The sequence below is a fragment of the Staphylococcus cohnii species complex 1663 genome (assembly GCF_041008415.1).
Classification (GTDB): domain Bacteria; phylum Bacillota; class Bacilli; order Staphylococcales; family Staphylococcaceae; genus Staphylococcus; species Staphylococcus ureilyticus.
In genome coordinates, this window is sequence record NZ_JBFDVL010000002.1 from 193,743 (window position 1) to 208,121 (window position 14,379).

The window sequence follows — 14,379 nt, forward strand, 5'->3', positions numbered from 1 at the left end:
TCCTATTCAATTTTTAATTATTATAGTATTTTTCCAAACTAAATGTTGCTTAATATATAGATAGATTAAAAATCGTATTTTCTATTTTATAAAATATGGTAAAAAAACAATAAGTCCTATTACCAACGCAATTATCGAAGCAAGCATAACACTAGCAGCTGCAGTGTCTTTAGCTTTCTTTGCAAGTTCATGATATTCATCTGTAATCAAATCCACTACATATTCTAGTGCTGTATTCATGGCTTCAAAAGTTAACACAAATCCTATAGCGATGATGATTAAAAACCATTCAACTATATTTATTTTAAAATAAAAACTCAGTAAAATTGCAAAACATGCAAAAATAATGTGGATTAAAAACTTTTTATCTTTGTTAAAGAGGACCAGTAAACCTTGAAAAGCGTACTTAAAACGTTTCATAACTATCTCTAATCTCTTGGCAATCCATAAGCATTTAAAATTTCATCTTGTCGACCAAACATTACCTTTTCATCAGCTTCATTTATATGATCATAACCCAATAAATGTAAAAAGCCATGAAGCGCGAGAAAACCAAGTTCTCTTTCAAAAGAGTGCCCATATGCATCTGCTTGTGATTGAGCAACTTCAGTGCATATGATAATATCTCCGAGTACTCTTGGTATATCTAACCCACTGATTTCAGGTTCATCTTCCTCTAATGCAAAGGATATTACATCTGTCGCCTTATCTTTATCTCGATACATTTTATTAATTTGTTGAATTTCCACTTTATCTACAAATGTCACAGATAATTCGGCATCATTTTCTATGCCTTCTTGTTCTTTTGCAAAAGAAAGAAGGTCGTCTATTTGCTTAAACCATTTTTTATCGACTAATTCAGTATGATCATTAAAATCTATTGTGAACATTTATTCTTCTCCCTCATAGCGATCAATTATTTTACTTACAAGTGGATGACGCACAACATCGTTTTGGTCTAAATGATGGATACTTAGACCTTTTACATTGTGTAACTTTGCTATTGCTTCTTTAAGACCACTTTTAACACCTTTAGGTAAATCAATCTGTGTCTTATCACCGGTAACAACCATTTTCGATCCAAAACCTAACCTTGTTAAGAACATTTTCATTTGAGCATGTGTAGTGTTTTGTGCTTCATCTAAAATAACAAATGCATCATCAAGCGTTCTCCCTCGCATATATGCTAACGGTGCTATTTCTATAACACCACGCTCGATAAATCTAGCAGTTTGTTCTCTTCCTAAAACGGTATTTAAACCATCATATAATGGACGTAAATAAGGATCAACTTTCTCCTTCAAATCACCAGGTAAGAATCCTAATGATTCCCCAGCTTCTACTGCAGGTCTAGTCAAGACGATACGTTTAACATTACCCTTTCGTAATTGCTTGGCAGCATAAACAACAGCTAAAAATGTTTTCCCAGTACCTGCTGGTCCAACACCAAATACCAAGTCATTATGATACATAGCATTGACGTAAAGTCTTTGCCCCATAGTTTTAGCCCTTATTGTTTTACCAAACGCATCTTTAGTAATTTCGTCCTCATATAAATCTAATAAGTAATGAATCGTACCATTTTTTGCCATTTTAACAGCAGCTTCTACATCTTTGAGCGATATTGTAACGCCTTGCTGTATGACTTTCAATAAATTAATTAGTACTGATTCTGCTTGTTCTACATGCTCAACTTTTTCACCTTTAACGGCTATTTCTTGTCCTCGAGCATGTATTATGACATCAAATCCCTCTTCTATTGATTTTAGATTTTCATCATTGTTACCAATGAGTGCTTGTGCTTCATTGATGTCATCTATTTGAATAATTCCAGGCATATAGTTGCTCCTTTACAAATATATTCGTTTCTATTATTTTATCCTATTAGATTTTAAGTTACAAAAAATAATTATGATGCATGATATGAAATAAGCATTATTATAAAAATAATAATTTGAATAAATCATACTGCAACTTCAATATTATTATATCATGAAATAATCTCATATTATTTCAAAGTGAATTAAAAATTGACATTAATTGTTATTTTTATGTAAAGCAAAGCATTGTGATAGACTGCGTGAAATTTATCAAGCATTAAATACTTTGAAATTAAAAATAACTCAACTCACAAAGTCAAGATTCTAACTTTATAAGTTGAGTTTAAATAAATTTATAATTGTTTTGGTCGTTCTAAAACTTCAGACCAAATAATGCCATTAACAACTTCATCATCTGCAAATCTATATTGAGCATTTGTGCCAGAGCTTTGAACAGAATGCGCATTCATTAACTGTTTTAAACGATAACGCTTAGTTCTCTCTGATAAATATTTATCAGAAATAATATCTCGTGCTTTTTTCTCAGTTCTTTGTATTTTTTTCTCAGTTTCACGATCAATCTCATTACGCACGTCTTCTATTTGACCCATTAAATCAGCTTCAAGCTCTTTTTGAAGTTTATCATCTTGTTGCTTTTGCTCACGTTTTACTTTTTCAGCTTCTGTTTCCTTATGTTTAGGAGCTGATGATGATTCTTGTTGAGGTGTCTCAGTTTCCATCTTTTCAGCTCGTGTCTCAGCAGGTTTATTCTGCTTTGGTGTATGTTCTTCTTGAGAAAAAGTACCATCATTAAATTGTTTTTCTAACTCAGAAAATGTTTTACCGATTTCTTCAAGGAAACCACGTTTTTGTGGTGGTGCTTCAGATTGATTTGGCTGTTTGTTAGATGGCGGTTGTTGTTTTTTTCGTTTTTTATGACTATCATCGTTAATAGCTCCAATTATTGTAAAAATGACAGATACTACAAAGATAATAATACCTATATTCATTTAATCACCCCTATTTATTATTCCGGTGATTCATCATCTTCTTTTTTTGTACGTTGGTTAATAGAATTTCTCATACCAGTATCTGCTTCAACATTTTTCAGATTATAATAATCTTTCACACCAAGATTTCCTGAACGCAATGCTTCGGCCATAGCTAGTGGAACTTCTGCTTCCGCTTCAACAACTTTAGAGCGCATTTCTTGTACTTTTGCTTTCATTTCTTGTTCTTGTGCTACTGCCATTGCACGACGTTCTTCGGCTTTTGCTTGTGCGATATTTTTATCAGCAAGCGCTTGCTCAGTTTGTAAGTCTGCACCGATGTTTTTGCTAATGTCTACGTCTGCAATATCAATCGATAGGATTTCGAAAGCTGTGCCTGAATCTAAACCTTTACTTAAAACTGTTTTAGAAATATTATCAGGGTTTTCAAGCACTTGTGTGTGATGTTCACTAGAACCAATTGTAGATACAATACCTTCACCAACACGTGCAATAATTGTTTCTTCTCCAGCACCACCGACCAATCTTGCAATATTTGCGCGTACTGTAATTCTTGCTTTTGCTTTAACTTCGATACCATTCATAGCTACACCAGCGATAAATGGTGTCTCAATTACTTTAGGGTTTACAGACATTTGAACAGCTTCTAACACATCACGGCCAGCTAAGTCTATAGCTGCACCACGCTCAAAAGGTAAATTAATATCTGCTCTTTGTGCAGCGATATTTGCATCAACAACACGATCAACATTACCACCTGCTAAATAATGTGATTCAAGTTGATTTGTTGTCAAGTTTAATCCTGCTTTATGAGCTTTAATTAAAGGTGATATTACTTTACGTGGAGAAACTCTACGTAATCTCATTCCTACTAGGGTACCAATGCCTACTTTTACACCCGCTGCGATTGCTGAAATCCACAATCCAACAGGTACAAATGAAAATAATAACAATAATGCAATTACGACTATAACTGCTATAATTAAAATTCCAATCATACTCATTCTCCTTTATGTTTCTATTTCTCTCACAACAACTCGGGTACCTTCAACTTCAAGAATAGTTACTTTTTTATTGCGTAATATAAAAGAACCGTCTGAAACTGCATCGATACGTTCATCGTTATAAATAATAATTCCTGCTGGTCTTAAATCTGTAGATGTAACTGCAACTTCTCCAACTAAATGAGAGCGATCTTCATGTGATGTATAACCTGCTTCTGCATTTGTAGAATCCTTCAATACAACTTTATCTAAAAACGGTATTTTACGTTTGAAAAATTTCACAAGTATCACCCACTCTATGATTGATAATATTAAGGCAACGACAACATTAGCAATCATGTACACTAAATTGTCACCTAAAGTAACAATACTAAAAACGATTAATGCCATACCTATAATGCCTATAATTGCACCTACTACAAATAATTCAATAATGACGAATATCACACCAATAGCAAATAAGACAACTGAATAAAAGTTAACATCGCCTTTTATAAAAAATCCTAAAAAGAAGATGAATAACGCTAATGTTGATATAATTCCGATAATATTTATCCTATTTGAATATAACTGATACAAAAAGCCTAAGAAGATAATACAAGTTAATATCAAAGCACCTATTGGACTAACAATAAAGTTAGAAACGTTGTCTATCCAGTTTCCGTTTTCAACAAGTCTAGTTGAAAAGATTGTATGTATATTACTTATCGAAGGAATCACTATATCACCTCACTCTCAATTTAATTATACATGAAATAAATATATGATTATACCGTTTACACAATAAAATTCATAATGTTATTCATTTTTAATTAAATGCTAGAAATATAAATATAGTCTTTTTCAATCTACTGTAAAAGAAGCAAACATTAATATTTGTTCATAATGTAAACGTGGTTGTTTTCTTAAATATGTATCATGTTATTTCAATGTTTATGACATCATTGTATAGGGAGAAGGATTATAGATAGTCACTTTCTTAACATATAAAAATAATAGCCTTAGCTGAATAAACAACTAAGGCTATTATGGTTTATAATTAATGTTGGTGTTGAGGGAGTCAACGAAACAATTAATTATTTGAATTTACGTTTACGTGCAGCTTCTGATTTCTTTTTACGTTTAACGCTAGGTTTTTCGTAAAATTCACGTTTACGTACTTCTTGAATTGTACCGCTTTTAGAAACTGTACGTTTGAAACGACGTAACGCATCTTCAAGTGATTCGTTCTTTTTGACTACTGTTTTAGACATGTGTATTTCCCTCCCTCCAAATATCAACGAAACTTTATAATCATTACACGGTAATTACCATGTATTAATTAGTATAATATATCTGATTAATGTGGTCAATTAGTAAAATTTTAATTTCATGATTCATTTTACACCATCAAAAGATGTTTGCAGTTAAATCATTGTTCATTAAAATTTAAACAGTAATTGAATGTTCTGTTGTATTGGTAGCATGATCCACTACTCTTAGTAACTCCCCATGATTGATTGGGTAATCAGGTTGAGTAATTTTAATTTTTACAAGCTCCCCAATCAGTGATTCATCACCTTCAAATTGAACTTTCATATAATTATCCGCAAAACCTATTAAAGTCCCTTGCTCACTGCCAACTTCTTCTGGAATGACTTCAAGTACCTCTTGGTCAAATTTAGATGCATATGATTTAGCCAGTTGATCACTTAAATGAATTAAACGATGTACACGTTCATTTTTAATATTTTCGTCCACTTGGTCATCCATTCTTGCAGCTGGTGTACCAATTCTAGAAGAATACGGAAATACATGTAGTTCTGAAAATTGATGTTCAACAATAAAATCATATGTTTCTTGGAATTCTTCTTCTGTTTCACCTGGGAAGCCAACAATGACATCACTTGTAACTGCCAATCCAGGTAGCGCTTCATGTAAACGCGTCAATCGCTCTGAAAAATGAGCCATAGTATATTTTCTTCTCATTCTCTTCAATACTGAATCAGATCCAGATTGTAAAGGAATATGCAGATGACGCACAACTTTGTTTGACTGTTCAATTACACTAATGACTTCATCCGTTAATTGACTGGCTTCAATTGATGAAATTCTGATACGTTCTAATCCATCTATCGTTTCTAAATCACGTAGTAATTGTGCTAAATTATAATTCTTTAAATCCTGGCCATATCCACCTGTATGGATACCAGTTAAAACAATTTCTTTATATCCTGAATTTACAAGTGTTGTTGCTTGTTCTATCACTTTTTCAGGATCTCTGGAACGCATTAATCCACGTGCCCAAGGAATAATACAGAAAGTACAAAAATTATTACATCCTTCTTGTATCTTCAATGAAGCTCTTGTTCTGTCTGTAAAGTATGGAACCTCTAATTCTTCATATGTACGATTTTTCATGATGTTTCCTACACCATTGATTGGTTGTCTTTCTTTTTTAAACTCATTGATATAACCGATTAACTTCGTTCGATCTTGTGTGCCGACTACTATGTCTACACCAGGTATTTCCATAATTTCAGCAGGAGATGTTTGTGCATAACAACCTGTAACACATACAACTGCGTCTGGATTTTGTCTTATAGCACGTCTGATAACTTGTCTACTTTTTTTATCACCTGTATTCGTAACCGTACATGTATTGATAACAAATACATCAGCATTTGTTTCAAAGTCAACACGCTCGTATTCTGCTTCTTTAAATAATTGCCAAATTGCTTCGGTTTCATAATGATTCACTTTACATCCTAATGTATGAAATGCAACCGTTGACATAAATATCACCCCAATAAATCTTTTTGAAAGCTTACAGCACTTAATGTGTATAAAGGTGCAGTTTCAGCTCTTAATATCCTAGGACCTAGACCGACTTGATATGCTGAACTTCCAAATAACTTAATTTCTGATTCAGACAAACCACCTTCTGGTCCAAAAATGATTAACACACGATCACCAGGTTCAAATTTTTGAACAACTGCTTTAAAAGTACTTTTTTCCCCACACTTAGCAGATTCTTCATAAGCAATCAATACATAATCATATTCATCAATAATATCATAGATTTCCTTTAAATTCGACTTATACTCTATCTCTGGAATAATTAGCCTATAACTTTGTTCAGCAGCTTCTTTTATAATCTTTTGCCAACGTTCTAATTTTTTAGTTACTTTATTTTCATTAAGTTTTACAACTGACCTTTGCATACCAACAGCAATAAATTGGCTTGCGCCTAACTCTGTTGATTTTTGTATCATCCATTCATACTTATCTGCTTTAATTAAACCACTGCAAATTGTTACATGTTGTGGTAACTCTGTATTGATATCCATTTTTTCTATTAATACAATTTCGATTTGATCCATAGTTATATTTTCAATTTTACATTTATAAACCTTTTGATCTGAAAAAGTAATAATAATTTGATCGTCATTTTGATATCGCATTACATTTGTAATGTGATGTATATCACTTTGATCAGTAATAAAAAAACGCTGATTTACATCAGCGTTTTGGTCAATAAAATATCTCTGCATTGCTTAATCGCTCACTTTCTGTCCAACGATACATACCCAACCGTTTTCATGATTAATAGAAATGATTTTAAACCCAACACGCTTCATCTGTGCTAAAATTGTTTCATGCTTTTCTGTTATAATACCAGAAGTTATAAAATAACCATCTTTATTTAAAGTATTATAAGCATCTTCAATCATTTCTTCAATAATATGAGCTAAAATATTCGCAATAACGACATCAAATTTTTCAGTTTCTTCTGTTAGTAAATTACCTGGCACAGCTTCAATTGCTTTAACACAATTATTTTTTTCGAAGTTTTCCTTCGCAACTTTAATAGCCATTTCATCTACATCAATCGCTTTTATGCGTTCTACTCCTAATAAATATGATGCAATGCTAAGTATACCTGAACCTGTACCAACATCAATCACTGAATCATCTGGCTTTACAAAGTGTTCAATCGCTTTCAAACACATGCTAGTGGTTGGGTGGTCTCCTGTACCAAAAGCCATTCCCGGATCCAATTCAATACACATTTCTGCTTCGTCTTCTTTTTGATAGGTTTCCCAACTTGGAACAATCGTAAATTTTTCAGAAGCTCTAAAAGGATGAAAATAATTTTTCCATTCATTTTCCCAGTCATGTTCTTGAATCGTTTGTTGTTGATATTCAAATATGTTTGTATCCAAAGATTCAATGCTTTTAATTTCATGAATCAGATCTTTTTTAAAGTCTTGAGTATATTTCATTTCATTAAAATAAGCTTTAACCCTTACGCCGTTAACTGGGTAATCATCAGGGTTTAACTCATAAATTTCACCAAACTTATCAGCAAAACCATTTTGAAGATCTAATGAATCTTCGATAACAACCCCGTTTGACCCGAATTCTTCTAAAATATTAGAAATAATAGGTATCGTATCATGATTTGCAGTGATTGATATTTCAGTCCAGTTCATTTTTTTATTCTCCTTTAAAGAATCTTTTTGCTTTGTCCTTAAAATTTGATGGTTGTTCAGTTAATGATTCACCATCAATATCAGCAAATTCTCTTAACAATTCTTTTTGACGTTCATTTATCTTAGTAGGTGTAACAACTTTTACATTGATAAACAAGTCACCATAACCATATCCATGAACATTTTTAACGCCTTTTTCTTTAAGACGGAATTGTTTACCTGATTGTGTTCCGCCAGGAATTGTTAACATTACATGACCTTTTAAGGTTGGAACCTTGACTTCATCACCAAGCGTTGCTTGCGCAATACTAATATCTTGTGAAAAGTAAATATCGTCGCCGTCTCTTTCAAAAGTTTCAGATGGTTTAACTCTAAATACAACGTATAAATCACCTTGTGGTCCACCGTTTTCTCCTGGTGCACCTTCACCTGCTAATCTTATTTGTTGTTCATTATCTACACCTTCAGGTACTGTCACATTAATTTTAACTGTTTTATTTTCAGTACCTTTACCATGACATGTTGGACAAGGTTCTTCAAATTCTTGACCAGAACCACTACATACTGGACAAACTTTTTCAGTTCTAACTCTACCTAAAATCGTATTTTGTTCTACTGCAACATGTCCTGAACCATTACAGTAATGACACGTTTTTTTCTTAGTACCCGGTTTAGCACCTTCGCCATCACAGGTATGACAAGTTACATCTTTGCGAATTGAAATTTCTTTGTTTGTACCGAATACGGCTTCTTCAAAGTTAACAGTCATTGTATATTGTAGGTCATCACCTTTTCTAGGTGCATTTGGGTCTCTTTGACGTCCACCACCAAAGAATGAACTGAATATATCTTCGAAGCCACCACCGAAACCGCTAAAGTCTTGACCACCAAATCCTTGGCCGCCAAAACCACCTTGTGGTCCATCATGACCAAATTGATCATAATTTGCACGTTTGTTTTCATCACTCAATGTTTCATATGCTTCTGAGATTTCTTTAAATTTTTCGTCTGCGCCTTCTTCTTTATTGATGTCAGGATGATATTTTTTTGATAATTTACGGTAAGCCTTTTTTATTTCATCTTTAGAAGCGTCTTTACTGACACCTAAGATATCATAATAATCTCTTTTGGCCACTTTTATCTCTCCTTTTACGATGGATTAAATTACTTATTAAAAAGGAAAAAGTCAAAGCCAATGTTCAATTGACTTTGACTTAATTTGGCTAAGCAATTGTGTCATATTTTGCTTTTAATAGCAATTAATAACTAAACTTATTTTTTATCGTCTTTGTTATCGTCTTCGTTCACTTCTGTGAAATCAGCATCTTCAACATTGCTATCATCTGAACCATTTGCTTGTTCACCTTGTGCTTGTTGTTGTGCTTGAGCAGCTTGTTCGTAAACTTTAGCAGATAAGTCTTGAACTACTTTTTCTAATTCTTCTTTTTTAGCTTTAATATCATCAATATCTTCGCCTTCAAGCGCAGATTTTAAAGCTTCTTTTTTCTCTTCTGCATTATTTTTATCATCTTCACTGATGTTTTCATCTAAATCAGTAATTGTTTTTTCAACTTGGAATACTAAGCTATCTGCTTCGTTTCTTAAATCACTTTCTTCACGACGTTGTTTATCTGCTTCAGCATTTTCCTCAGCATCTTTAACCATACGATCGATTTCTTCGTCAGAAAGTGAAGAGCTTGATTGAATAGTGATATTTTGCTCTTTATTAGTACCTAAATCTTTTGCAGTAACATTAACGATACCATTTTTATCGATATCAAAAGTTACTTCGATTTGTGGTACGCCACGTGGAGCTGGTGGAATATCAGTCAATTGGAATCTGCCAAGTGTTTTGTTGTCAGAAGCCATTGGGCGTTCACCTTGTAATACGTGAATATCAACTGCTGGTTGATTATCTGCTGCTGTTGAATACACTTGTGATTTAGATGTCGGAATAGTAGTATTTCTTTCAATCAATGTATTCATACGTCCACCCATAATCTCAATACCTAATGATAGAGGTGTTACGTCTAATAATACTACATCCTTAACGTCACCAGTGATAACGCCACCTTGGATAGCAGCACCCATTGCTACTACTTCGTCTGGGTTAACACCTTTGTGAGGATCTTTACCCACTTCTTTTTTCACAGCTTCTTGAACAGCAGGGATTCTTGTTGAACCACCAACTAAAATAACTTCATCGATATCAGAACTACTAATACCAGCATCTTTCATAGCTTGACGTGTTGGTTCCATTGTTCTTCTGATTAATGAATCAGCTAATTCTTCAAATTTTGAACGTGTTAAACTTAATTCTAAGTGCAATGGACCATTTTCACCTGCAGAAATAAATGGTAATGAGATTTGTGTTTGAGAAACACCTGATAAATCTTTTTTAGCTTTTTCAGCTGCATCTTTTAGACGTTGTAATGCCATTTTGTCTTGTGATAAATCTACGCCATTTTCTTTTTTAAATTCTGCTACTAAATAATCGATAATAACTTGGTCAAAGTCATCTCCACCTAGTTTATTATCACCTGCAGTAGAAAGTACTTCAAATACACCGTCACCTAATTCAAGAATAGATACGTCGAATGTACCGCCACCTAAGTCAAATACTAGGACTTTTTGGTCTTGTTCAGTTTTATCTAAACCATAAGCTAATGCTGCTGCTGTTGGTTCGTTAATGATACGTTCAACTTCTAAGCCAGCTATTTTACCAGCATCTTTTGTAGCTTGACGTTCACTGTCATTAAAGTATGCAGGAACAGTGATAACTGCTTTTTCTACTTTTTCACCTAAATAATCTTCTGCTGTACTTTTAAGGTTTTGTAATACCATCGCAGATATTTCTTGTGGTGTATATGATTTACCTTCTACATCTACTTTATGTTCAGTACCCATATGACGTTTGATAGATTGAATCGTATTAGGGTTAGTAATTGCTTGACGCTTAGCAACTTCACCTACTTGAGTTTCACCATTTTTAAATGCAACAACAGATGGTGTTGTTCTAGCACCTTCTGGATTTTGAACAACTTTTGGTTCGTCACCTTCTAAAATTGCTACACATGAATTTGTTGTACCTAAGTCAATACCTATTACTTTACTCATAACTAAATTCCTCCTGTTTGTTTTGAAAATTTGGTATTTTCATCAATATAACTATTGATTTACTTTAACCATTGAAGGTCTTAAAACACGTTCCTTCAATTTATAACCAGTTTGTAGTTCTTGAGTGACCTGACCTGATTCATAATCAGGATTGTCGTCTTGTACTACAGCTTGATGTATATTTGGATCAAACTGTTGACCTTCAGCCTCAATTTTTTCTAAACCGTTATTTTTCAATGCGTTCAATAAGCTTTCATAAACCATTTCCACACCTTTTTGTAATGCTTTAAATTGCTCATCTTCGCCTTCGATTTGTAAAGCTCGTTCTATATTGTCTATAGTCGGTAAAATGTCATTTAAAACATCCTGAGCTTTATATGCTTTCATCGTTTGATTTTCTTTTTGGATTCTACGCTTATAATTTTCAAATTCTGCGTATAATCTTAAATATTTTTCTTCTTCTTCTTGAACATTATTTTTTAATTGTTGAATTTCTTCATCTTTAGGATCGATATCTGCCTCAGTATCTTCAGAATTTTCTTCTTGCAGATTATCTTGTGATTCATTATTCATTTCATCAGCATCTTCAACTGAAGTAGTTTGGTCGTTCTGTGATTCTTGAATAATATCTTCAGTTTTTTCGTTTTCATCGAATACTGATTCATTTTTTTCTGTCATTTTCTGCCCTCCAATACAATTCTTAATTACCAAATCGTATTTAGTAATTGTATTACATTCTGATAGTTCATTGCCGTTGGTCCGATAACCGCAATTTGACCTTTAAGTCTATCATCAATATGATATTCTGTAGTGACGATAGAAATATCGCTCAAGCTTGATTCGATTTCCTGTCCAATCTTAACATTAATTGATGAATTTGACATTTCATCAAGTAGCTGAGTAATTTTGTTTGATTCAATATACTGCAAGATAGGTTGAATAGAAGAAACATTTGATTCATTAAGTGCATCAATTAGTTTAACCTTTCCACCCATGTAAATGCCATTACTTTGATTATCAAAATGAACATCTATCGTATCTAACATTTCTTTTATAAAGTCTTTTTCAAAATCCGACTTCGCAAAAGCATTAAGTTCATTTTCTAAGCGTTGTTGATTTAATGCATTGTATCTTGCAGTCACAAAGTTAGCTATTTTAGTCAATTCATCACTCGATAAACGCGCTTTGGATACTAAATGTAAATGCTCAACATGGCCAGAAGTAAAAACAACAACCATGATTACTAAATATGCATTCGCTCGAATCAAGTGAATGTTATTAATAATATCTTTTTTGTGATTTGGACGCATTACCAACGTTGTATACTGAGAAGCGATTGAAAGTTCATTTGCGAACTCACTCAAAGCTGAGGAGATATCATAATGATTTTCAACCAGTAAGTCTCTTAAACGTTGTATTTTTTTGTGTTGTTGATGAGATGTTTGTTGCAATAATTGATTCACATAATATCTGATGCCTGACTCTGACGGCGAACGTCCTGATGAAGTATGTGTCTTCTCTATTAACTGTAGTTCTTCTAGTTGTTTCATTTCATTTCTAATAGTAGCAGGACTAACATTTAAATTATGTCTTTCAATCAGTGTTTTGGAACCAATCGGTTGACCTAAATCAACATAATCTTCAACAATTGCATTTAAAATGCTCAATTGTCTATCACTAATCATGTTTTCACCTCATTAGCACTCTTTTGTTTCAAGTGCTAATTATAATTTATCAAATTGGTCAAAGTAAGTCAATGTTAAAGCCCTAGTTTTTGAAAAAAATTAAACATTTAGTAAAAACGACTCAAATACTAGATTTCCAATTACTTTACCTCTCTCTGTTAAAGAAATATATCCGCCAGTATCATTAATTAATTCTCGTTGCTTTAAATCTTTGATTGTGTCGTTATAAACATCATCAATTGTTTTATTAAATTTTTGTTCGAACCGTTTTCTACTAACGCCTTGATTCATTCTTAAACCTAGAAACATTTCCTCTTCCATTTGTTCACTTTCTGTTGGATAAACTGAGTCAAGAACGGGCCTTTCCTTATTTTGTATCTTATTTATATAATGATTCACAGGGTTTACATTATTATATCGCTCGCCATTTACATAACCACTTGCCCCTGCGCCAAATCCATAATAGCCTTCGTTTTTCCAATATACTTTATTATGCTCTGATTCATGTCCTTTTTTACCAAAATTTGAAATCTCATATTGGTGTAATTCAGTCTCGTGCATTCGCTTTAATAAATATTCGTACATTTCTTCACCAACATCTTCGTTTGGAATTTTCAATTGACCTTTACGGTACATATTATAGAATTGAGTTTTTGGCTCTAAAATCAATCCATAACTTGAAATATGATCAATATCCATCGCTAACGCTTTTTCTAAACTTTCTTGAAAATCTTCTAGGCTTTGCTGGGGTAGATGATACATTAAATCTAAACTTATAGAAGGTATACCAACTTTCCTTGCATTGTTCACTGCTCTATAAATGTCCTCTGTCTTATGAGAACGTCCTAATATCGCTAGTAATTCGGGTTTGAATGTTTGAACGCCCATCGATAATCTATTTACACCATAATCTCTTAAAAGTTGTACTTTGGCTAAAGTTAGTTCGTCCGGATTGGCTTCAAAACTAAATTCACCTTTAATTTCAAAAATATCTGTAATTGCAGTTAATAGTTTTTCCAGTTGCTCATAAGATAAAGCGGTAGGTGTCCCACCACCCACAAAAACGGTTTCTAAAGATCTAACTTCGCTCTGTTTCATTTCGTTAATTAAGCAATCTAAATATTGATCCACTGGTTGATTTTGTATAAAGTATTTATTGAAATCGCAATAAGTACAAATTTTGACACAGAAAGGGATATGGATATAAGCACTTTTCACTTCCATTTTTGAAATGACCTTCTTTCGTTAAATAAAATAGATTCATATAA

15 protein-coding genes are annotated in these 14,379 nt (G+C 32.9%); all 15 read right to left on the reverse strand.

Features of this window, described 5'->3' with window-relative positions; genetic code table 11:
• Window positions 1-81: 81 nt before the first annotated feature.
• The 15 genes from AB1J10_RS02895 to hemW all read right to left on the reverse strand — a co-directional run bounded on the left by AB1J10_RS02895 (window position 82) and on the right by hemW (window position 14,335).
• The gene (locus AB1J10_RS02895; RefSeq protein WP_046208147.1) at window positions 82-420 is read right to left on the reverse strand and encodes a diacylglycerol kinase family protein; all 339 of its coding nucleotides are present in this window, start codon (window positions 418-420) and stop codon (window positions 82-84) included.
• Between the two features lie 8 nt (window positions 421-428).
• Entirely contained in the window at window positions 429-890 is a 462-nt protein-coding gene (gene ybeY / locus AB1J10_RS02900) for an rRNA maturation RNase YbeY (RefSeq protein ID WP_070039383.1), read from the reverse strand.
• Window positions 891-1,838 carry a PhoH family protein gene (locus tag AB1J10_RS02905; protein ID WP_046208145.1) on the reverse strand — a complete coding sequence of 316 codons (948 nt, stop codon included), beginning with the start codon at window positions 1,836-1,838 and terminating at the stop codon, window positions 891-893.
• 335 nt (window positions 1,839-2,173) lie between these two features.
• On the reverse strand, window positions 2,174-2,830 hold the full coding sequence (locus AB1J10_RS02910) for a hypothetical protein (RefSeq protein ID WP_369002996.1): 657 nt from the start codon (window positions 2,828-2,830) through the stop codon (window positions 2,174-2,176).
• 17 nt (window positions 2,831-2,847) lie between these two features.
• Window positions 2,848-3,834 (reverse strand): flotillin-like protein FloA, encoded by a 987-nt coding sequence (gene floA, locus AB1J10_RS02915; RefSeq protein ID WP_026034799.1) that lies wholly within the window; start codon window positions 3,832-3,834, stop codon window positions 2,848-2,850.
• Between the two features lie 6 nt (window positions 3,835-3,840).
• Entirely contained in the window at window positions 3,841-4,533 is a 693-nt protein-coding gene (locus AB1J10_RS02920) for an NfeD family protein (protein WP_371090943.1), read from the reverse strand.
• Between the two features lie 377 nt (window positions 4,534-4,910).
• Window positions 4,911-5,087, reverse strand: a complete 177-nt coding sequence (gene rpsU / locus AB1J10_RS02925) for a 30S ribosomal protein S21 (RefSeq protein ID WP_002483157.1) — start codon at window positions 5,085-5,087, stop codon at window positions 4,911-4,913.
• A gap of 175 nt (window positions 5,088-5,262) precedes the next feature.
• On the reverse strand, window positions 5,263-6,609 hold the full coding sequence (gene mtaB / locus AB1J10_RS02930) for a tRNA (N(6)-L-threonylcarbamoyladenosine(37)-C(2))-methylthiotransferase MtaB (protein ID WP_046208141.1): 1,347 nt from the start codon (window positions 6,607-6,609) through the stop codon (window positions 5,263-5,265).
• Between the two features lie 5 nt (window positions 6,610-6,614).
• Window positions 6,615-7,367 carry a 16S rRNA (uracil(1498)-N(3))-methyltransferase gene (locus AB1J10_RS02935; protein ID WP_070039387.1) on the reverse strand — a complete coding sequence of 251 codons (753 nt, stop codon included), beginning with the start codon at window positions 7,365-7,367 and terminating at the stop codon, window positions 6,615-6,617.
• Between the two features lie 3 nt (window positions 7,368-7,370).
• Window positions 7,371-8,309, reverse strand: a complete 939-nt coding sequence (gene prmA / locus AB1J10_RS02940; RefSeq protein ID WP_046208139.1) for a 50S ribosomal protein L11 methyltransferase — start codon at window positions 8,307-8,309, stop codon at window positions 7,371-7,373.
• A gap of 4 nt (window positions 8,310-8,313) precedes the next feature.
• Window positions 8,314-9,444, reverse strand: coding sequence for a molecular chaperone DnaJ (gene dnaJ, locus AB1J10_RS02945; RefSeq protein WP_107365300.1), 1,131 nt, complete (start codon window positions 9,442-9,444; stop codon window positions 8,314-8,316).
• Between the two features lie 137 nt (window positions 9,445-9,581).
• The gene (dnaK, locus tag AB1J10_RS02950) at window positions 9,582-11,426 is read right to left on the reverse strand and encodes a molecular chaperone DnaK (RefSeq protein ID WP_369002997.1); all 1,845 of its coding nucleotides are present in this window, start codon (window positions 11,424-11,426) and stop codon (window positions 9,582-9,584) included.
• A 51-nt stretch (window positions 11,427-11,477) separates the two neighbouring features.
• Window positions 11,478-12,104, reverse strand: coding sequence for a nucleotide exchange factor GrpE (gene grpE, locus AB1J10_RS02955; protein WP_107365301.1), 627 nt, complete (start codon window positions 12,102-12,104; stop codon window positions 11,478-11,480).
• 26 nt (window positions 12,105-12,130) lie between these two features.
• Window positions 12,131-13,111, reverse strand: coding sequence for a heat-inducible transcriptional repressor HrcA (gene hrcA, locus AB1J10_RS02960; protein ID WP_046208135.1), 981 nt, complete (start codon window positions 13,109-13,111; stop codon window positions 12,131-12,133).
• 99 nt (window positions 13,112-13,210) lie between these two features.
• Window positions 13,211-14,335: a radical SAM family heme chaperone HemW gene (gene hemW / locus AB1J10_RS02965; RefSeq protein ID WP_070039392.1), complete on the reverse strand. Its 1,125-nt coding sequence runs from the start codon at window positions 14,333-14,335 to the stop codon at window positions 13,211-13,213.
• Between the last annotated feature and the right edge of the window lie 44 nt (window positions 14,336-14,379).